Raw genomic sequence first — 20,696 nt, 5'->3', positions numbered from 1 at the left:
TGCTCCTACGAATGAGCTATTTGCTCCTTCCAGGGCGTTCCGGTCTTGAGCATCGCATTTAGCCTCACTATCAATACTCGCATACACGCCACCACCGATACTTTCGCGCACTTCCCCTGGGCTCGCAGTGCTTTGTAGCGCTCGCAGAAGTCCTTGTTGTGCCGTATCACCACCCAGCAGGCCATATAGAGCGCCCGCCTGACTTGTGAGCGTCCCCCCCAGATTGAACGCTTGCCCGACTGCTTGCCGCTGTCCTGGTTGAACGGCGCAACACCGACCAAGGCGGCAATTTCCTTCTTATCCACCTGGCCCAGCTCTGGCAGCAAGGCCATCAGCTTTCCGGCAGTAATCAGACCAATTCCTTTGACTTGAGTGAGCTGTTTAACCCGATCATCAGGCAAAGCTGCTGCCTGCTGTGCGATCTCTTGTTCCAGCGCTCGAATTTCACCCTTCAGATAGGCGATGTGTTGTTCCAACCGCAAACAAACACTGGGAGCCCGCGCCTGCTTCAGGCGCCGCTTGTCATCGTCGCGCTGTTGGACGAAGCGATCCCGCTGCATAAGCAGTTCGCGCAGCAAAGCCCGCTCGGGTGTCATCACCTGGCAAGGCCGTGGGGGCATAACTTCAGCCAGGTGAGCCAAAACAGCTGCGTCAATGGGATCGGTCTTGGCGCGTTTACCCATCGACTTGGCAAAGTCCCGGGCACGACTGGGATTGATCCGGCAAACCGGAAAATCGGCATCCTGCAGCGCTTTGAGGACATTGCACTCGTAGCCACCGGTAGCTTCGAGCAAGACCATTGAAATTGCATACTCGCCAAGCTTTTCGACGAGCAGTTGGAATCCCTTCAAGTCATTGGAAACACTGAAGTTCACCCCCTCAGGACGGATGTGAACAGCAAGTGTGGCACTGGAAACATCGATGCCGACAGAGGAAGACATGGCCAAACCCTCTTAAACTCAAGGAGTGAGAGCGCTTTGGCTTGGCCCACGCTTGTGATTCGAGATTACGCCCCTCATCCAACTGTTCGGGCTCTCGCCAAAGTGGAACGGTGAATGGCAGCTTTTGCTCCCACACGTGCTCTGGGCACCTCGGGCTATCAGCTTGCCATTCACCGCTCTCACTTCAGATTCTATTCCCTCTCCAAGACACAAGCGGGCTTGCCCCGCGAACACCGGCAAAGCCGGTGCCATATACCGCGTCGCCTTCTTCGCGGGGCAAGCCCGCTCCCACAGGTATTAAAGCCACCGCAGTGTGAATTCATCGCCCTTCGGCCACCATCAACAACGCCTGCGGCACCGCACTTTGAGGATGCTGCGGCTCTTGCAGGCTGACCAGGCGCAGCCCGGCCATGTCCAATGCAGTGAGCCAACTGGCCAAGGTGCGGAAGTACCAGGGCATCGGCCGCCAGTCCCCGCCAAACCCTGCAAACGACTCTTCCCGCCAACCATCCTGATAATCGCCCGCTGCCACGCTCCAGGGGTGCAAGGTCTGGATCACCAGTGCACCACCGGGCGCCAGCAGCCCGTTCATTGCCGCCAACAGGGGAATGACGTCCTGCTGCAACAACGCGAAGTTGGCGCAGACCAGGTCGTAGTCACGGCCAACGCTGACGTCGCCCTCGGCCAGCTGTGCGTAACTGGCAAGGTGCACCTCGGCGGAGCCTGCCGCGCGGGCCGCCTCCACCAGGGTCTTGTCGCCATCCACGCCGACCGCCTCGATGCCACGATCGGCCAGCGCCCGCAGCAACCAGCCTTCACCACACCCAAGGTCGAGTACGCGCTCGGGTTGTCGGCTGAGAATGGCCAGCACGATGGCCTGGTCGGTCACTTGCCGACGGCTCTCGATGGCGCCGCTGCGCACCGCGTCGATCCAAGCCTGGGCGTTGTGCTGCCAGCTGTTCAGCAAGTGGCTTTCGGCGTCTTGCATAGGGTGTCCCTCAAGGCTCAGTGGGGGCCAATTGCGTGGCTTGGCTGCAAACCATCGTCATGGTTTGCCAGGTATGTGCATCGGCAGGTATCAGGTGCTCGATGCGCAGCGATGCCACTGTTATATCCTGCGGCATGCCGAACGTCGTGAACGTCGAGAGAAACTGTAACTCGCCCTGGCTGGAGCGCAGGCGAGTCAGTACCACAGGGGATGGTGATACGGCAGAGGTCCGCTCGGCAGGCGTTGGCAGTTGCGCCAAGATACGCGCCAGATCCGCGTTGCCGACGGCTTCGCGCGAGGCGCGCTGCCAGGCGATTGCGCGGACTTCCTCGGCGTTGACCAGGGCATCACCCAAACCCCCAGGGCAAAACAGCAACTGCAGCAGGTTGAGCGCTGTGCCACTGCCCGTATCGACCCCGGCTATGTGCAGCAGCCGGGTTGCACCGGTGTTGGCGGCGGTGATGCGCCAGGTATTGTCCAGGACGATCGCCGGGGCTGGGTTGTTGGCCTGCAGGATGTGCGCAATCGCATCGTGAACCACCGCCAGGTGAGGTGCGCTCAGCGCGGAGGCGGTGTAACGAGGCGCATAGCCTGCCGCGAGGAAAACTTCGTTGCATTCCTCCAAAGGTACGTCCAAAGCAGAAAGCAGGGCATGCAACGTGCCTGGGCTTGGTTTGGCGCGCCCGGTTTCCACGCAGCTCAGATGACGCTGGGATACGTTGGCGAGCAGGGCAAGCTCAAGCTGGCTCAAACCAGCCTGTTGACGGTGTCGGCGCAAGCGGTTGCCTGCCGGGTTACCGGCTGAGGCGGTCGTGTGGAAAGGGCGGTTACTCATGGGGCAACTCTGACTGACCGAGAGAGGGGCGTCGATGACCTGTGAGGTCATTGAGCGGGCTGCAACCATAGCACTACCTTGGCGCGGTATTGGTTAAGGAGGGTTGAAGATGAAAAGCACTTGGATCGCGCTGGCTACACTGATGTCGTTTTCACTGTACACCGGCTGGACGATGCTCCATGCAGAGCAATCATTGCTCGCGTTTGGCCTTGAACTCATGGCCCGGCCCGACACCGCGCAGGTTGTAATCGACTTGTATGTGATGGCTGGGCTTGCGTGCGCCTGGATGATCCGGGACGCCCGTTCGAACGGGCGATCATGGGTGCGGGTTGCCCCTTTTTTGCTGCTCACGGCTGTGTTTGTGTCGGTCGGGCCGCTTCTGTACATCGTGTTTGAAGGCTTTGGCTGGCGCTCGGCACACCATGCTCAGGAGGGGGCGTGATGCACGGTGCCCTGTCTGTCTATGCGGTCTGTGTGGTTGTGCTGTTTTTGAAGATGCTGGCGATTTCTTGTTACCAAGGCTATTACCGCCTTCGTTACAAGGCCTTCACCAATGGTGAAGACGCGGCGGTCTTTCGGCGCTTGGCCAATGTTGAAGAACTGCCACAGGTCAGCCGGGCCAGCAAGGCCTGGGCCAATGACCTGGAGAACATTCCAGCGTTTTTCGCCATGGCTGGCCTGGCGATTGCCCTGGGCGCGACTGAGGTGGCCATCATTTGGCTGAGTGTGGTGTTCACCGTTGCCAGAGTGGCGCATACCCTGTGCTATCTACGCGGTATGCAGCCTTGGCGGACGGTCAGCTTTGCGCTGGGTTTGCTTTGTTTACTGGGGTTGGCGGCAGTGGTCGCGAAGGCCTCAGTTACTGACCATCAACTCCGGCCCAAGGTAGTCGTTGACCAGCTCGATATCATCATCCCCCAGGCTGCCCACCGATGATGCCAGGCGCAGGCGCGACATCAGGTAGTTCAACTTGGCCTCGAACAGGTCATGGCGTGCGTCAAACAGCAGTTCTTCAGCGTTGAGTACGTCCGAGTTGGTGCTGGTACCCCCCTCCTTGAAGCCCTTGCGCGTCGAGGTCAGCGAGCGTTCATTGGACGAGACGGCCTTTTCCAGCGCTTGAATACGCATCGCGCCACTCTGCACGCCACGGTACTCACGGGTGGTATCGGAAATGACCTCCTGGCGGGTTGCGTCGAGCTCGTCCAGGGCTTTCGAACTGTTGGCGCTGGCCTGGCGGGTCAGCGCGCTGGTGCTGCCGCCGCTGTACAGCGGAATGTTCAGTTCCAGCCCGATCGAGCTGTACTGGTTGCGCTGATTCAGCTCTGAAATCGATTGGCTGCTGCCCGCGGTGTAGCCCGCAACAAAGTCCAGGGTGGGCCAATGCCCGGCCTTGGCCCGGTTCACCTCTTCCTCGGCGAGCTCGTAACTATGCCGGCGGGCGTGAATCAGTGGGCTGTCGGCCTGGGCCTTGACCAGCCAGTCCTGCAGGTTGCCCGGCAGCAGCGGCGGGGTGCTGAAGCCTGGCTGCAGAGTGGTCAGCGAGGCGGGGGTTTCGCCGATGTACTCCTCAAGCTTGCGACGGGTGTTGACCAGGTTGTCCTGGGCTTCGATCAGGTCAGCCTCGGCCAGGTCGCGGCGAGCGACCGATTCGTCGATGTCGGTCACCGTGCCGGCGCCCAGTTCCATGCGCCGTTTGGCCGAGGCAAGCTGTTCTTCGAAGGCGTTCAGCTTGGCCTTGGCGAGGGTGATGGTTTCGCTGGCCAGGAGCACATCGAAGTAGCTGTCGGCCAGGCGCACCGCCGCATCCTGGCTCTTGGCATCGAACACCGCGACGCTGTAGTCGGCACGTTGCTGGCCCTGGCGGTATTCGGCCATCTTCTGCTTGTTGAACAGCGGTTGGCGCAGGCGCACGCTGGCGCCTTTAGAGTTGTAGTCCAGATCCCTTTCGAGGCTGCTTTGCTCCTGGGTGCCATTGACCTTGTTGTAGTAGGCCGTGGCGTTGATTTGCGGCAGCAGGCCAGCCTGGCCGATGGCCCGGTTTTCCATACCGGCGGCTTTTTCATGTTCGGCGGCGCGGTAGACAGGGCCTTGATATTGCAACAGGTCCCAGGCTTGTTTGAGGTCCATGGCACTGGCCGGCAAGGACAACCCCAGCAGGCACAACATCAGGCAGTGTCGGTTCATTTCATTGCTCCTTGAAGGCACTGTCCACGCGTTCGAGCATTGGTTTGAGCAGGTAGCTGAGCAGGTTGCGCTCACCGGTCTTGATGGTGACGGTGGCGGGCATGCCGGGGCGTATGTGGTTGCTGCCAAGCAGGCTCATGCCGGCCGGCGAGACGTCCACCTGGGCCAGGTAGAACGGCTGCTTGCTCTCCTCATCGAGCAGGCGGTCGGCGGAGACGGTCTTGACCCGACCAGGGATGTTCGGTGTCTGGGCGTGGTTGAAGGCTGGGAAGGCGATATCCACGGCAAGCCCCGGGACCATCTTGTCGATGGCCTGTACCGGGATCATCGCATCGACCTGCAACGGCTCGTCGAGCGGGACGATTTCCATGAGCTTGGCACCCGGCTGGATGACCCCGCCAACCGTGGCGATGCCTAGGGCCTGGACCATGCCGTCGATGGGCGAGCGGATCACCGTGTGGGTCACTTCGTAGTCCAGCGCGCGCAAGCGGTCGGCCAGGGTGGTGTTTTCCTTGGCGGTATCGGTCAGTTGTGATTCGACCTCTTTCAGGTAGTCGTGCTGGCGCTGGAGAATGCGCAGCTTGATCTCGGTGGTCTGGCTGCGAACGCGGGCGATGTTGTTGAGGTTCTCGGCCTGGCCGGCGGAGAGGTCGGCGTTACTGCGCTCAAGTTCGAGCAGGCGGTTGCGTGGCACATAGCCCTCGGCCGCCAGCACGCGGGTGCCTTGCAGTTCCTGGCCGAGGAAGTTGATCTGTGAAGCGCGCGCGCCGTACACCTGCTGCAGGCCCTTGAGCTGCACGGCCGATGCCGCCAGGTTCTCTTCGAGGATGCTGATTTCGCCTGCCAGGCCGGCGCGACGGGTATCCAGCAGGCGTTGTTGCAGGTCCATGGCGGCCAGCAGGCGTGGGTCAGCGCCGAAGCGCTTGAGCAACGCCGGGTCGAAACTCACCGTGTCGCGGCTGTCGCGCTCGGCTTCGAGGCGGTTTTCAACGGTCTTGCTGACGATGTACTGGGCGCTGACCGCGCCCTGTTCGGCCACGGCGCGCAGGGCATCGAGGCGAACCACCTCCTGGCCCTTTTTCACCACATCGCCTTCGCGCACCATAATCGCCTCCACGGTGCCGCCACTCAGGTGCTGCACCGCCTTGCGATTGCTGGTGACCTTGACCGTGCCGGTCGCGACCACGCCGGCATCCAGCGGCGCGAGCCAGGCCCACAGCAGGAAGCCGCCAAAGCCGGCAAGCACCAGCCACAGGCCCCAGCGCACCGGTTTGCCGGCGTCCTGGTCGATCAGGTTGTTGGCCTCGGCGGGAATCAACTCGGTAGGTTGGCTCATGTGCATGATCGGTCACTCCCGTACTTTTACCGAGGCCAGTGGCGCCGCTGCGCCGGCAGGTATCACGCTCGCTTTACGCAGTGCTGCAAAGACTTCGTCGCGCGTGCCCAGCATCTGCACGCCGCCGTCACGCAGCATCAGGACTTTGTCGACGGCGCAGAGCACATTGGGCCGATGGGACACCAGCACGACCGTGGCACCGCGCGCCTTGAGTTCGGCCAGGGCATCGACCAGGGCCTTTTCACCGACATCGTCGAGGTTGGCGTTGGGCTCATCCAGTACCACCAGGTTGGGTTCGCCATAGAGTGCACGGGCCAGGGCAATGCGCTGCTTCTGGCCACCGGAAAGCGGGCTGCCATCGGTGCCTAGACGGGTGTCGTAACCCTGCGGGAAACGCAGGATCATTTCGTGCACGCCGGTGCTCTTGGCTGCGCGGATGACCGCATCGCTGTCCACCTCGGCAAAACGCGCGATGTTGTCGGCGATGGTCCCTTCGAACAGTTCGACGTCCTGCGGCAGGTAGCCGAGCCACGGGCCGAGTTCGCCCTTGTTCCAGGTGAAGATGTCGGCGCCGTCCAGGCGCACCTTACCGGCCTGGGTCGGCCAGACGCCAACCAGCAAGCGGGCGAGGGTGGACTTGCCCGAAGCTGAAGGGCCTATGACGCCGAGGCTTTCGCCCGGCGCCAGGCTGAAACTCACCCCGCGCAAAATGGTGGTGTTGGTACCGGGGGCGCCGGCAAACACGTTCTCCACGGCAAGCATGCCCACGGGCCGTTGCAGCGACATGCTCGGTGGCCGGCGCGGGTAGTCCTGCAGCAGCTCGTTGAGCCGCCCCCAGGCCGAACGGCAACCAAGCAGTTGCTTCCAGGAGGCAATGACCTGCTCAACCGGCCCCAGCGCACGGCCGGTGAGGATCGAGCAGGCGATCATCATGCCCGGGGTGATCTTGCCTTCGATGGCCAGCAGCGCACCGGTGCCGAGGATCAGCGATTGCAGGGTGATGCGCACGAAGCGCCCGGTGCTGCTGATCAGGGCGGCACGGTCGGAGGCCAGGGTCTGCATCTGCAGGATGCGCAGGTGGCTCTGGTACCAGCGCTTGCTGATCGACGGCAGCATGCCCATGGCCTCGATGACTTCGGCGTTGCGCAGGTTGTTGTTGGCGTAGCTGGCGGAGGAAAGCGCCGCGTGGTTGGCCTCGGCCAGCGGCTTGTGGGTGGTCTTTTCGGTGAGGTATGCCAGGCCCGCCAGGATCAGCGAGCCGATCATCGTGACCAGCCCGAGCAGGGGGTGGATCAAGTAGCAGACCAACAGGTAGATCGGTGTCCAGGGCGCATCGAAGAAGGCGAACAGGCCATTGCCGGTCAGAAACTGGCGAACCTGCGCAAGGTCTTGCAGGGCCTGGGCTGGGTTGCCTCCGGCGCGGTTCAGGTTGCGTTCGAACGCGGCGCTGAAAATGCGCCGGTTGAGGTCCATGTCCAGGCTGTTGCCTACCCGAATCAACACCCGGGTGCGAATCATTTCCAGGGCGGACATCAGCAGGAACAGCCCGACCACCAGCAGGGTCAGCATCGTCAGTGTGGTGATGTTGCGGCTGACCAGGGCGCGGTCGTAGACCTGGAGCATGTAGACGGCTGGCGTCAACATCATGACGTTTATGACGCCGCTGAAGCCTGCCAGTGAGTAGAAGCTGCGGCGCAGGCGAAAGAGCGCGTCGGCCAGCTCGGAACGGGTGCGCGGCTGCTTGTGCATCTGGGGCCTCCCTCTTCACAAAACCGGAGGCCGTTGCGGCGTCCCGGACAGCTGTAGATGTGGCTTCTGATTGGCTCGCAGGCGGGTCGCTCTATAGGCGGATAGCCCCAAAACGCTGCGTTGCTCCCACAAGCAGCAGCGTAGGATGCACTGAAATGTCTTGTAATATCATTTTGCTCTATAAATGCGTTGAACTTTTCATAAGTCACGTAAAAACAGCGAGTTGCAACGCATTATCATCGAGAGTCATTTTTTCGACGGTTCATTGACAAGGTTTGACTCTGCGACTTTAGTCTTGATTATTCGGGCCCTGTAGGGTCGCCCGGCAAGGCCGCACCTACAGGGATCGCGTTTAACCAGACGTCATCGAACCACGAACCACGAACTGCGCACGTCAGCATTGACTGGGCGCGGGAAGGACCCTGTTGCCCTGTTTCTCTCTCCCGATAGATCGAGGGCAATTGAAATGGCCAATTTCAGCAAGTCGGACCTGGAGTTCATCCTCAAGCAGATCTTTATCGCCGAAGCCCACGCCAAGGGCGCCAATCTCACCGATCTGCTGCCCAACAGCCAGGTGCCGTTCGGCTTGCGCACCGTGGACGGCAGCTTCAATAACCTGGTGACTGGGCAAAGCGAGTTCGGCGCCGCCGACAACGCGTTCCTGCGCTTGCTCGACCCCGCCTATCGTGCGGCCTACGTCGGAACCGGCACGGTGGTCGACGCGCAGCCTCGCATCATCAGTAACCTGATCGTCGACCAGACGCCGAACAACCCGGCCGCAGTCGAGGCCAATGGTGGCGCCGCGCCGGTGATGAGCCCCGGCCTTGACGGCGTGTTCGGCACCAGTGATGACAAACCGGTGTTCTTCATCCCCAACCAGTCGGCAGACGCGGGCCTGACCGCTGGCTTCAACGCCTGGATGACCTTCTTTGGCCAGTTCTTCGATCACGGCCTGGACCTGGTGACCAAAAGCGCGACCGACATCGTGTTCATTCCGCTGCAGCCGGATGATCCGTTGTACGTGCCCGACAGCCCGACCAACTTCATGGTGCTGTCGCGTGCCGTGCGCACGGCCGGCGCGGACGGCGTGGTCGGCACCGCAGACGATAGCCAGCCCAACACCACCTCGCCGTTCGTGGACCAGAGCCAGACCTACAGCTCACACCCCTCGCATCAGGTGTTCCTGCGCGAGTACATGCTCAACGCCGCAGGCGACCCGATCGCCACCGGGAACCTGATCACCAATCGTGACCTGGGCGCTGACGGCAAATTCGGCACGGCTGACGATGGCAATGGCGAGGGTGGCGGCATGGCCACCTGGGCCGTGGTCAAGGCCCAGGCCCGTGACGTGCTCGGTATCAACCTGACCGATGCCGACGTGCACAACGTGCCGCTGCTGGCGACCGATGCCTATGGCAACTTCCTGCGGGGGCCCAACGGCATGCCACAGGTGGTGATGCGCGTCAGCAACGGCGCTGACGGTATCGCCGGGACCGCCGATGACGTGACCCAGCTGGTCGAAGGCAATCGCGCCGCGCCCATCAGCCTGGCCAATGCCGTGAGCACCGGGCATGGCTTCCTTGACGACATCGCCCACAACGCGGCCCCTGTAGTGGTCGGCGGCGTGCTGCAGGCCGACGCCGACAGCGACGTGGGCAATGCCCAGCAGGTGGGGGCAGGTGGCAACAACCTGACCTATGACAACGAACTGCTCGACGCCCACTACATCGCCGGCGACGGCCGGGTGAACGAAAACATCGGCCTGACCGCCGTGCACCATGTGTTCCACTCCGAACACAACCGCCTGGTCCAGCAGTCCAAGGACACTATCCTTGCCGCGGGCGATCTGGCCTTCCTCAACGAATGGCTGGTGGATGACGTTGCCGCCCTACCGACCACACCCGCCGCTATCGCCGCGTTAGTGTGGGACGGCGAACGCCTGTTCCAGGCGGCCAAGGTCGGCACCGAGATGCAGTACCAGCACCTGGTGTTCGAAGAATTCGCGCGCACCATCCAGCCGCAGATCGACGAATTCCTGGCGCCCAACGGTTATGACACCTCGATCAACCCGGCCATTCTCGCCGAGTTCGCCCATGTGGTGTACCGCTTCGGTCACTCGATGCTGACCGAGACCGTCGACCGCTTCGACCCTGAGTTCAACCCGATCCTCTCCGACCCCAACAACCCCGACCAGCAGCTCGGCCTGATCGCCGCCTTCCTCAACCCGTTGGCGTTCGCCGGCAGTGGGGCGACCGCCGATGAGGCGGCCGGGGCGATTATCCGTGGCGTGACGCGTCAGGTTGGCAACGAGATCGACGAGTTCGTCACCGAAGCGCTGCGCAACAACCTGCTGGGCCTGCCGCTCGACCTGCCGGCACTGAACCTGGCACGCGGGCGCGACACCGGCATCCCGTCGCTGAACGAGGCCCGTCGTGAGTTCTATACCGCGACCGGCGACAGCCAGCTCAAGGCGTACATCAGTTGGGTCGACTTTGCCGACCACCTCAAGCACCCCGCATCGCTGGTCAACTTCATCGCTGCATACGGTACCCATGCTTCGATCACAGGGGCCACCACGCTGGCAGACAAGCGCGCGGCGGCCATGGCCCTGGTATTCGGTGGCGACGGCGCGCCCGCGGACCGCCTCGACTTCCTCAACGGTACCGGCGCCTGGGCCAACGTGACCCAGGCCGGTAAAGACGGGGTGTTGGGCACTGCCGACGACGTGACCGGGGTGACCATCACCGGCGTTGACACCATTGACTTCTGGGTCGGTGGCCTGGCCGAGCAGAAGATGCCGTTCGGCGGCATGCTCGGGTCGAGCTTCAACTTCATTTTCGAAACCCAGATGGAAGCGCTGCAGAACGGCGACCGCTTCTACTACCTGTCGCGCATGGCGGGCACGAACTTCGGCACGGAGCTTGAAAACAACTCCTTCGCCAAGCTGATCATGCTCAACTCCGATGTCACCCACCTGTCCAACACCGTGTTCCTGACGCCCACCTTCACCCTCGAAGTGAACCAGGCCAACCAGTTCACCGGGCTGGGTGCCGACGGCAAGGCCGACCCAACGGGCGGCATCCTGATCTACGGCCAGGAAATCGTGCCGCTGGTGATCCGCGACAACCCGGATACCGTGGGCGCCGACAGCAACTACCTGCACTACACCGGTGAAGACCATGTGGTCCTCGGTGGCACCGCAGGCAATGACATCATCATCTCAGGCGAAGGTGACGACACTGTCTACGGCGACGGCGGCAACGACCGCCTCGAAGGCGGGGCGGGTAACGATGCGGTGCTGGGCGGCGCGGGCGACGACATCATCACCGACTCGTTTGGCGACAACCGCCTGGAAGGCAACGCCGGTAACGATGTGATCGTAGCCGGCAGCATGGGGGTCGCCGGTAACCTGATTTTGGGTGGCGACGGCCAGGACTTCATTATCACCACCGAAGACATCAGCACCACCTTCGGCGGCCAGGGCGACGACTTCATCCTCGGCGCCAAGACCAACCTGCCACCGACCGGCAACGAGGGCGATGACTGGATCGAGAAGGGCACCCAGGACGGCGCCCCCGGCGACAACTTCGCGCCCCTGCTGGGTGACGAAGTGATCGGCAACGACATCTTCGTCGGTGGCGGTGGCTTCGACGAAATGATTGGCGAAGGCGGTGATGACATCTTTGTCGGCAGCGATGCCCAGGACAAGATGGACGGTATGTCCGGTTTCGACTGGGTGACCTACAAGAATGACCAGGTCGGCGTGACCGTCGACTTGAGCCTGGCTGCGCTGGCGCAGCCCCATGGCAACGCGCCGAACCAGAACGCCGGGGTGTTCAACCCGGTCGGCGCCTCGCCGGCCTCGATCCTCGATCGCTTTGCCGAAGTCGAAGGGTTGTCCGGTTCCAAATTCGGCGATGTGCTCAAAGGCGATGACGTCGATGCGGTCACCATTCTTAACCACGGCGGTGCCACCGGCAGTGCGCTGACCAACGTGGCATTGATCCGTGGGCTGGAGCAGTTCCTGGCTGACGCCGGCTTGCCCACTACGGGCTTTGCCACCGGCAACATCATCCTCGGCGGCAATGGTAGCGACCTGATCGAGGGCCGTGGTGGCGATGACCTGATCGACGGTGACAAGTGGATCAACGTGCGGATCGCCGTGTATGCCCCGGATGATGTCAACCATACCGGGCCGGAAATCGCCAGCTTCGACAGCATGGTCGACATGATCCCGTTCATGCTCGACCGCACCTACAACCCTGGCCAGCTCAAGGCCGTGCGGGAAATCCTGCCGGGCACCTCGACGGGCGGGGCTGCCTTCGATACCGCCGTGTTCTCCGGTCTTCAGGCCGACTACGTGGTCACCCAGAACACCCGGGGCACGGCCGATGTGGCGGACGATATATGGACGGTAACCGATACCGTCGGCGGTGACGGCACCGATACCCTGCTGCATATCGAGCGCCTGCAATTCTCCGACGGCCAGCGGGTGCTGGTGCCAGGGGTGAATGCCCAGCCTACCGGCAGCCCGACCGTCACCGACGGCAACGGCGGCGCGATAACGGTAGGCGACATGCTGACCGTGAGCATGGCCGGGGTGCTGGATGGCGACAACATTTCGCCGACCAACCCGCAAGGCCTGCTCAACAACACCTCGGTGTCCTACTACTGGCAGTTCGAGGCGGACCCGGGCAGCGGTGTGTTCGAGGACATCATCCTGCTGCCGGCCGGCGACCTGGCGTTCCAGAGCGCCGATGGCACGGCGTTCAAGGTCTCGCCGGACCTGGCCGGGTTGTCGCTGCGGGTCAAGGCGATCTACCAGGACGCCCATGGCACCACCGAGGTGCTGTTCTCCCAGCCCACTGCCGTGGTTGAGCCTGGCGCGCCCGTGGTACCTACGGCGCCAACGCCTGTGGTCGATGCCAGCGAAGGTGGTGCGGGCCTGCAAATGGTCCGCTCCGACCTTAACTTCATCCTGGCCCAGATCAAGATCGCCGAGGCCGATGCCGCCGGGCAAGACATTCTCTCGCTGGTCCCGAACATCCGCGCGCCCCTGGGCCTGCGTGCAGTGGACGGCTCGAACAACAACCTGATGAACCTCAACGGCACCAACAACACCCAATTCGGTGCCGCCGACAACGTCTTCCCACGCCTGACCGACCCGGTGTTCAACCCGGCCGAAGGCGCGCCGGCCGGCTTCTTCGGCCCCGGCTCGCCTGCCATACCGGGGTCGTCCTACCAGCAGACCAGCGGTGCGGTGTTCGACTCGCAACCGCGCACCATCAGCAACCTGATCGTCGATCAGACCTCGAATAACCCGGCGGCCTACGCCACGGCCTACGACCCCGGTGCGGACGGTGTGCTCAACTTCGGCACGCCGGGCAATGACGACGTGCTCAAAGATGGCGTGCGGATCGTCGCAAGCCCTGGCCTGGATGGCCAGTTCGGCACCACGGACGACCACGATGTCTACCTGTTCGAAAACACCACGGCGGATGCCGGGCTGTCTGCGCCGTTCAACGCCTGGATGACCTTCTTCGGGCAGTTCTTCGACCATGGCCTGGACCTGGTCACCAAAGGCGGCTCGGGCACTGTGTTCATCCCGCTGCAACCGGATGACCCCCTGTACGTGCCGGGCGGCAACGCCAACTTCATGGTGCTGACCCGTGCCACCAACCTGCCCGGGCCGGATGGCATCCTTGGCAACGCCGACGACATTCATGAGCACACCAATACCACCACGCCGTTCGTGGACCAGAACCAGACCTACAGCTCGCACCCCTCGCACCAGGTGTTCCTGCGCGGCTATCAGATGACCGACCAAGGCCCAGTCGCCACTGGCCGGCTGATCACCAACCGTGACCTTGGCGCCGATGGCAAGTTCGGCAGTGCGGACGACAGTGAAATCGGTGGCATGGCGACCTGGAAAGTGGTCAAGGCGCAGGCCAACGACCTGCTCGGCATTCACCTCACCGATGCCGACGTCGACAACGTTCCGCTGCTGGCGACCGACGCCTATGGCAACTTCATCAAGGGGCCAAATGGCTACCCGATGGTGGTGATGAAGGGCGCCGACGGCCTTGGCGGCACAGCGGATGACGTGCTGGTCGAAGGCAACCCGCTGGCCCCGATCGACCTGACCAATGCCGTGCGCACAGGCCATCAGTTCCTTGCCGACATCGCCCACAATGCCGTGCCGGTGTTCAGCGGTGGCGTGCTGGCGCCGGATGCCGATGCGCTGGTCGGTAACGCCGTGCCGGTTAACCCGCAGACAGGTGCCAACCTGGCCTACGACAACGAGCTGCTGGATGCGCACTACATTGCCGGCGACGGCCGGGTCAACGAAAACATCGGCCTGACCGCTGTGCATGCGATCTTCCACGCCGAGCACAATCGGCTGGTGGCGCAGACCAAGGACACCGTGCTCGATGCGGGCGACGTGGCCTTCCTCAACGAGTGGCTGCTCAACCCGGTCAACGCGCTGCCTGCCAGCCAGGCCGAGATCGATGCTTTGGTGTGGAATGGCGAGCGGCTGTTCCAGGCAGCCAAGTTCGGCACCGAGATGCAGTATCAGCACCTGGTGTTCGAGGAGTTCGCCCGCACCATTCAGCCCCGCGTTGACCTGTTCTTCGCCCCGACCCAGGTCTATGACGTCGACCTCGATGCCTCGATCGTCGCCGAGTTCGCGCACACCGTGTACCGCTTCGGCCACTCGATGCTGACCGAAACCGTCGACCGTTTCGACATCGACTTCAACGTGGTCAATGACCCGACTAGCACCAACCCCGATCAGCAGCTTGGCCTGATTGCCGCGTTCCTCAACCCGTTGGCGTACGCCGCCAGTGGTGTCACGCCCGAGGACGCGACCAGCGCCATCGTGCGCGGGGTCACGCGCCAGGCCGGTAACGAAATCGACGAGTTCGTCACCGAGGCGCTGCGCAACAACCTGCTTGGCCTGCCGCTCGACCTGCCGGCGATCAACATCGCCCGTGGCCGCGATGTGGGGATTCCTTCGCTCAACGCCGTGCGCCGCGATATCTTCGGGCAAACCGGTGATACCCAACTCAAGCCTTACAGCAGCTGGGTCGACCTGGTGCAGCACCTCAAGCATCCGGAGTCGTTGATCAACTTCATCGCCGCCTACGGCACCCACAGCACCATCACCGGGGCGACTACCCTGGTGGACAAGCGCGCGGCGGCCATGGCGCTGGTGTTCGGCGGTGACGGTTCGCCGCTCGACCGGCTGGACTTCCTCAACGGTACCGGGGCCTGGGCCAACGTGACGCTGCCCGGCAAAGACGGTGTGCTGGGCACCGCCGATGACCTCAAGGCTGTCACGGTGACCGGGGTCGATGCCATCGACCTGTGGATCGGCGGCCTTGCCGAAGCGAAAACCCCGTTCGGCGGCATGCTCGGCTCGACCTTCAACTTCGTGTTCGAGAACCAGCTGGAAAAACTCCAGGACGGCGACCGCTTCTACTACCTGGAACGCACCGCTGGCCTGTCGATGAATGCCGAGCTTGAAAGCAACTCGTTCGCCAAGCTGATCATGGCCAACACCTCGGCCACCCACTTGCCGGGCCTGGTGTTCTCTGACCCGGCGTTCTACCTCGAAGTGGACCGCAGCAAGCAGTACAACGATGGCCTGGGCAATGTCGACCCGCTGGGCGATAACGGCCAGCAGGTGGTGTTCCGCGACAACCCGCTGACCGCAGGGCCAGACACCAACTACATCCGCTACGCCGGTGAAGAGCACATCGTGCTGGGCGGCACCAACGGCGACGATATCCTCGTCTCTGGCGGTGGTGACGACACGGTGTGGGGTGATGCCGGCAACGATCGCATCGAAGGCGGCAATGGCAACGACCAACTGCGCGGTGGTGCCGGCGACGACATCATCAGCGACGTGGGCGGCGACGACAATATCCAGGGCGGCGACGGCAATGACGTGCTGCACGGCGGTAATGGCGTCAACCTGATCATTGGTGGCTTTGGCAACGACTTCATCGTCACCGGCGAGGATGCTTCCGAGGCCATTGGCGGCCAAGGCAATGACTTCATCCTGGGCAGCAAGGCCAACGAACAGGACATGGGCAACGAAGGCGACGACTGGATCGAGAAGGGCACCTCGGACGGTGCGCCTGGTGACAACTTCGACCCACTCGGCAACGACCCAGTGATCGGCCACGATGTGTTCATCGGCGGCAACGAAAACGACAAGTTCAACGGTGAAGGTGGCGACGACATCATGGTCGGCAGCCTCGGCTTCGGTGACCGCTATATCGGCGGCTCCGGCTACGACTGGGCAACCTTCAAAGGGCTTGCCCAGGGCGTGACCATCGACTACACCGACCGCTTCTTCGATGTGCCATCGGTGCCGGGATCGGGTGCTTCGGCACTGGTGCGCTTCGACATCATGGAAGGGCTCTCGGGCTCGGCACACGGCGACTTCCTGCGCGGTGACAACGAAGATGCCGCCTCGCTGCCCACCGCCGGTGCCAATGGCAGCGTGCTGACCAACATCAGCCTGATCAACGGCCTGGCCGACCTGTTGGCTGCCGGTGCGACCTTCTACGATGGCGGCAACATCATCCTTGGCGGCAGCGGCAGCGACCTGATCGAAGGCCGCGGCGGCGACGATATTCTCGACGGTGACAAGTGGCTCAACGTGCGCATCAGCGTACGCGCCAACAGCGATGGCACCGGCCCGGAAATCGCCACGTTCGACAGCATGGAGCCCATGGTGCCGCTGATGCTCAACGGTACCTACAACCCAGGCCAGCTGGTGATCGTGCGGGAGATCCTGAACGGCACTGACAGCTTCGATACCGCGCTGTTCTCGGGGGTTGCGACCGACTACAACGTGGTGGTCGATGGCAATGCGGTCATCGTCACCGACCTGGTGGCGGGGCGTGATGGTGTCGATCGGTTGACCGGCATCGAGCGTCTGCAGTTCTCTGACCGTGCCATTGCCTCCGGTGTCGGCACGGCCGTCAACGCTGACCCATCGGGCCACTTGGCGATCCTTGACGATGCCACGGGCGGGCGTGCGGACGCACCTGTAGCTGGGCAACTGCTGCGTGTCTCTGACCTAGCGGTGCACGATGCCGACAACGTCAGTGCAAGCAACCCCACCGGTGCGGTCAACGGGCCGGTCGCCTACTACTGGCAGGTCGAGCAACTGCCGGGCTCGGGTGTGTACGAGGACATCACCTTCGTCGCCGCAGGCGAGGTGTCGCGGGCAATTGGCAGCACCTACCGGGTCGCGGACGATGTGGCGGGGCTGAGCATTCGGGTGCGGGCGGTGTATCAGGATGCCAAGGGCACCCTGGAGATCGTCGATTCGGCACCGAACAGCGCGCCGAGCGCCGGGCCGGCCGTGACCGGGCTGCTGGTGCAGAACCAGACGCTGACCGCCAATACGGCGACCATCGTCGATGCCGACGGCCTGAGCAATCCGCAGTTCACCTTCCAGTGGCAGTCGAACCGGGGGCTTGGCTGGGTCAACATCGTTGGCGCCATTGGCAGCACCTTCGTCCTGACCCAGGCCCAGGTGGGGCAGAACATGCGGGTGGTGGTCAGCTACGTGGATGACTTCGGCGTGCATGAAAGCATCGCCTCCGACATCCTCGACCCGGTGGCCAACGCCAACGATGCACCGACCGGAGCGGTACTGATCAGCGACACTACACCGGAGCAGGGGCAAGTGCTGAGCGCACTCACCGCAAGTATTGCCGATGTGGATGGGTTGGGAGCGTTCAGCTTCCAGTGGCAGCAAGGCTCTGGCACGTCGTTTACCGACATCGTCGGTGCGACTGCGGCCACCTTTACCCCGGGCACTGCGCAGGGTGACCTGCAACTGCGCGTGGTCGTGCGCTACACCGATGGCTTCGGCACCCTGGAGACGGTCACCTCGGCCGCGACAGCGGTTGTGCCGCCACTGCAAGGGGTGGTGCTGCAAGGCACTCCGGGTGCAGACACCTTGACTGGCACCTCGCTTGATGACGTGCTGTCAGGGCTGGGAGGCAATGACACGCTCAATGGCCTGGCCGGAAACGATCAGCTGTTCGGCGGTGCTGGCGACGACATACTCAACGGTGGGCTGGGCGCAGATGCCATGAACGGCGGTACCGGCAACGACACCTTTGTGGTCGACAACACCGGTGACACCGTCACCGAGGCCGCAGGAGGGGGCACGGACCTGGTGCAGACCAGCCTGGCAAGTTACACGCTCGGCGCCAACCTGGAGAACCTGACCTTTACCGGCACCGGCAACTTCGTGGGTGTGGGTAATACCCTGGCTAACACCATCATCGGCGGTGCCGGTAACGACTTCCTCAACGGTGGGGGTGGCATCGACCAGCTGGTGGGCGGCGCCGGTAACGACAGCTATGTGGTCGATACCGCCGCAGACGTGCTGGTGGAGTTGGCAGGAGAGGGTACCGACCTTGTGCGCACGACGATGACCAGCTACACGCTGGGAACCAACCTGGAGAACCTGACCTACTTCGGCGCCGCCAGCTTCGCTGGTATCGGTAATGGCCTGGACAACGTCATCACCGGTGGTTCGGGCAATGACACCCTTACCGGCAACGAAGGCAACGACACACTCAACGGTGGGCTTGGTGCAGACATCATGATTGGCGGTGCCGGTGACGACACCTTCGTCGTCGACAACCCTGCGGACACCGTCAACGAGGCGTTGGGAGGTGGCACCGACCTGGTGCAGACCAGCCTGGCAAACTACACGCTCGGCGCCAACCTGGAGAACCTGACCTTTACCGGCACCGGCAACTTTGTGGGTGTGGGTAATACCCTGGCTAACACCATCATCGGCGGTGCCGGTAACGACTTCCTCAACGGTGGTGCAGGTATCGACCAGTTGGTGGGTGGCACCGGTAACGACAGCTATGTGATCGACAATGCCGGCGACGTAGTCGTGGAACTGGCAGGCGGTGGCACGGACGTCATACGCACGACGATCACCAGCTATACGCTGGGCAGCAACCTGGAGAACCTGACCTACTTCGGCGCCGCTAACTTTGTCGGTACCGGTAACGGCCTGAACAACGTCCTTATCGGCGGCTCGGGCAATGATGTCCTCAACGGTGGGGCAGGCGCCGATAGCATGATTGGCGGCGCCGGCAACGACACCTTTGTCGTCGACAACACCGGTGACACCGTCAGCGACGCAGTTGGAGGGGGCACGGACCTGGTGCAGACCAGCCTGGCAAGCTACACGCTCGGCGCCAACCTGGAGAACCTGACCTTTACCGGCACCGGCAACTTCGTGGGTGTGGGTAATATCCTGGCCAACACCATCATCGGCGGTGCCGGTAACGACTTCCTCAACGGTGGGGGTGGCATCGACCAGCTAGTGGGCGGCGCCGGTAACGACAGCTATGTGGTCGATACCGCCGCAGACGTGCTCGTGGAGCTGGCAGGAGAGGGTACCGACCTTGTGCGCACGACGATGACTAGCTACACGCTGGGAACCAACCTGGAGAACCTGACCTACTTCGGCGCCGCCAGCTTCGCTGGTATCGGTAATGGCCTGGACAACGTCATCACCGGTGGTTCGGGCAATGACACCCTTACCGGCAACGAAGGCAACGACACACTCAACGGTGGGCTTGGTGCAGACATCATGATTGGCGGTGCCGGTGACGACACCTTCGTCGTCGACAACACCGGTGACACCGTCAGCGACGCAGTTGGAGGGGGCACCGACCTGGTGCAGACCAGCCTGGCAAACTACACGCTCGGCGCCAACCTGGAGAACCTGACCTTTACCGGCACCGGCAACTTCGTGGGTGTGGGTAATATCCTGGCTAACACCATCATCGGCGGTGCCGGTAACGACTTCCTCAACGGTGGTGCAGGCATCGACCAGCTAGTGGGCGGCGCCGGTAACGACAGCTATGTGGTCGATACTGCTGCGGACGTGCTGGTGGAACTGGCAGGCGAAGGTACCGACCTTGTGCGCACGACGATGACCAGCTACACGCTGGGAAGCAACCTGGAGAACCTGACCTACTTCGGCGCCGCCAACTTCGTCGGCACGGGTAACGGCCTGGACAACGTCATCACCGGTCGTTCAGGTAACGACACCCTCGACGGCGGTGCGGGTAACGACCAACTGCTGGGTGGCGTTGGCAACGATACCTTGAACGGCGGCGACGACAACGACAGCCTGGATGGCGGTCTGGGCGATGACATCCTGAACGGTGGGGCAGGCAGCGACACGTTGTTCGGTGATGATGGCAACGACATCCTGTCGGGTGGTAGCGGCAATGACTTCATCAACGGTGCGGTTGGCGATGACACGGTCAACGGCGGCGCGGGTGATGACACGATGATCGCCAGCGATGGCAACGATACCTTCCAGTTCGCTGCCGGCTCCGGAGCCGACCTGATCATCAACTTCGATGCCAACCTGGCGGGAGGGCAGGACCTGCTGGATATCACTGCATTCAACATCACTGCGGCAACCTTTGCGGCTAACGTCACCATCGCCGATGTCGGCGCCGATACGCTGGTCAGCATCGGCGCTGCCGACTCGATTCGCCTGGTAGGGGTAGCCGACGCCACGACTGTGACGGCGGCAGACTTCGTCCTGGTGGGGTGAGTCGCGCAGGTGAGGGCAAGGGATGCCCTCAA

At 62.8% G+C, this 20,696-nt stretch carries 9 protein-coding genes; 3 read left to right on the top strand and 6 right to left on the bottom strand.

The features are described 5' to 3' along the window. Positions 1-5: 5 nt before the first annotated feature. The 3 genes from OGV19_RS13115 to OGV19_RS13105 all read right to left on the bottom strand — a co-directional run bounded on the left by OGV19_RS13115 (position 6) and on the right by OGV19_RS13105 (position 2,764). Positions 6-941: an IS110 family transposase gene (locus OGV19_RS13115; protein ID WP_264309880.1), complete on the bottom strand. Its 936-nt coding sequence runs from the start codon at positions 939-941 to the stop codon at positions 6-8. 319 nt (positions 942-1,260) lie between these two features. Next, a complete protein-coding gene (locus OGV19_RS13110; RefSeq protein WP_264313771.1) occupies positions 1,261-1,929 on the bottom strand; it encodes a class I SAM-dependent methyltransferase in 669 nt (222 codons plus the stop codon). A gap of 10 nt (positions 1,930-1,939) precedes the next feature. Beyond that, the gene (locus OGV19_RS13105) at positions 1,940-2,764 is read right to left on the bottom strand and encodes a helix-turn-helix domain-containing protein (RefSeq protein WP_264313770.1); all 825 of its coding nucleotides are present in this window, start codon (positions 2,762-2,764) and stop codon (positions 1,940-1,942) included. A gap of 109 nt (positions 2,765-2,873) precedes the next feature. Between OGV19_RS13105 and OGV19_RS13100 the strand changes: the two genes are divergently transcribed. Both OGV19_RS13100 and OGV19_RS13095 read left to right on the top strand, forming a co-directional pair. Then, on the top strand, positions 2,874-3,206 hold the full coding sequence (locus OGV19_RS13100) for a DUF2834 domain-containing protein (RefSeq protein ID WP_264313769.1): 333 nt from the start codon (positions 2,874-2,876) through the stop codon (positions 3,204-3,206). Beyond that, complete coding sequence (locus OGV19_RS13095; RefSeq protein WP_264313768.1) at positions 3,206-3,700, top strand: MAPEG family protein; 495 nt, start codon at positions 3,206-3,208, stop codon at positions 3,698-3,700. Before OGV19_RS13100 ends, OGV19_RS13095 begins: the two co-directional genes overlap by 1 nt. On the opposite strand, the gene OGV19_RS13090 is transcribed toward OGV19_RS13095, so the two are convergent. Genes OGV19_RS13090 through OGV19_RS13080 form a run of 3 tightly spaced genes read right to left on the bottom strand, consistent with a single transcriptional unit; the run spans position 3,620 to position 8,033 of the window. Further along, positions 3,620-4,948 (bottom strand): TolC family outer membrane protein, encoded by a 1,329-nt coding sequence (locus OGV19_RS13090; RefSeq protein ID WP_264313767.1) that lies wholly within the window; start codon positions 4,946-4,948, stop codon positions 3,620-3,622. The two genes, OGV19_RS13095 and OGV19_RS13090, sit on opposite strands and share 81 nt — an antisense overlap. Position 4,949: 1 nt before the next feature. After that, on the bottom strand, positions 4,950-6,290 hold the full coding sequence (locus tag OGV19_RS13085; protein WP_264313766.1) for an HlyD family type I secretion periplasmic adaptor subunit: 1,341 nt from the start codon (positions 6,288-6,290) through the stop codon (positions 4,950-4,952). Between the two features lie 6 nt (positions 6,291-6,296). After that, positions 6,297-8,033, bottom strand: a complete 1,737-nt coding sequence (locus OGV19_RS13080; protein WP_264313765.1) for a type I secretion system permease/ATPase — start codon at positions 8,031-8,033, stop codon at positions 6,297-6,299. A gap of 466 nt (positions 8,034-8,499) precedes the next feature. Here OGV19_RS13080 and OGV19_RS13075 point away from each other — a divergent pair, with 466 nt between their 5' ends. Then, the gene (locus OGV19_RS13075) at positions 8,500-20,664 is read left to right on the top strand and encodes a peroxidase family protein (protein ID WP_264313764.1); all 12,165 of its coding nucleotides are present in this window, start codon (positions 8,500-8,502) and stop codon (positions 20,662-20,664) included. The last annotated feature ends 32 nt before the right edge of the window (positions 20,665-20,696 follow it).

The sequence above is a fragment of the Pseudomonas putida genome, from assembly GCF_025905425.1.
GTDB lineage: Bacteria > Pseudomonadota > Gammaproteobacteria > Pseudomonadales > Pseudomonadaceae > Aquipseudomonas > Aquipseudomonas putida_AF.
The sequence above is the reverse complement of the archived record's forward strand: the minus strand, read 5'-3'. Positions and strand labels throughout refer to the sequence as shown.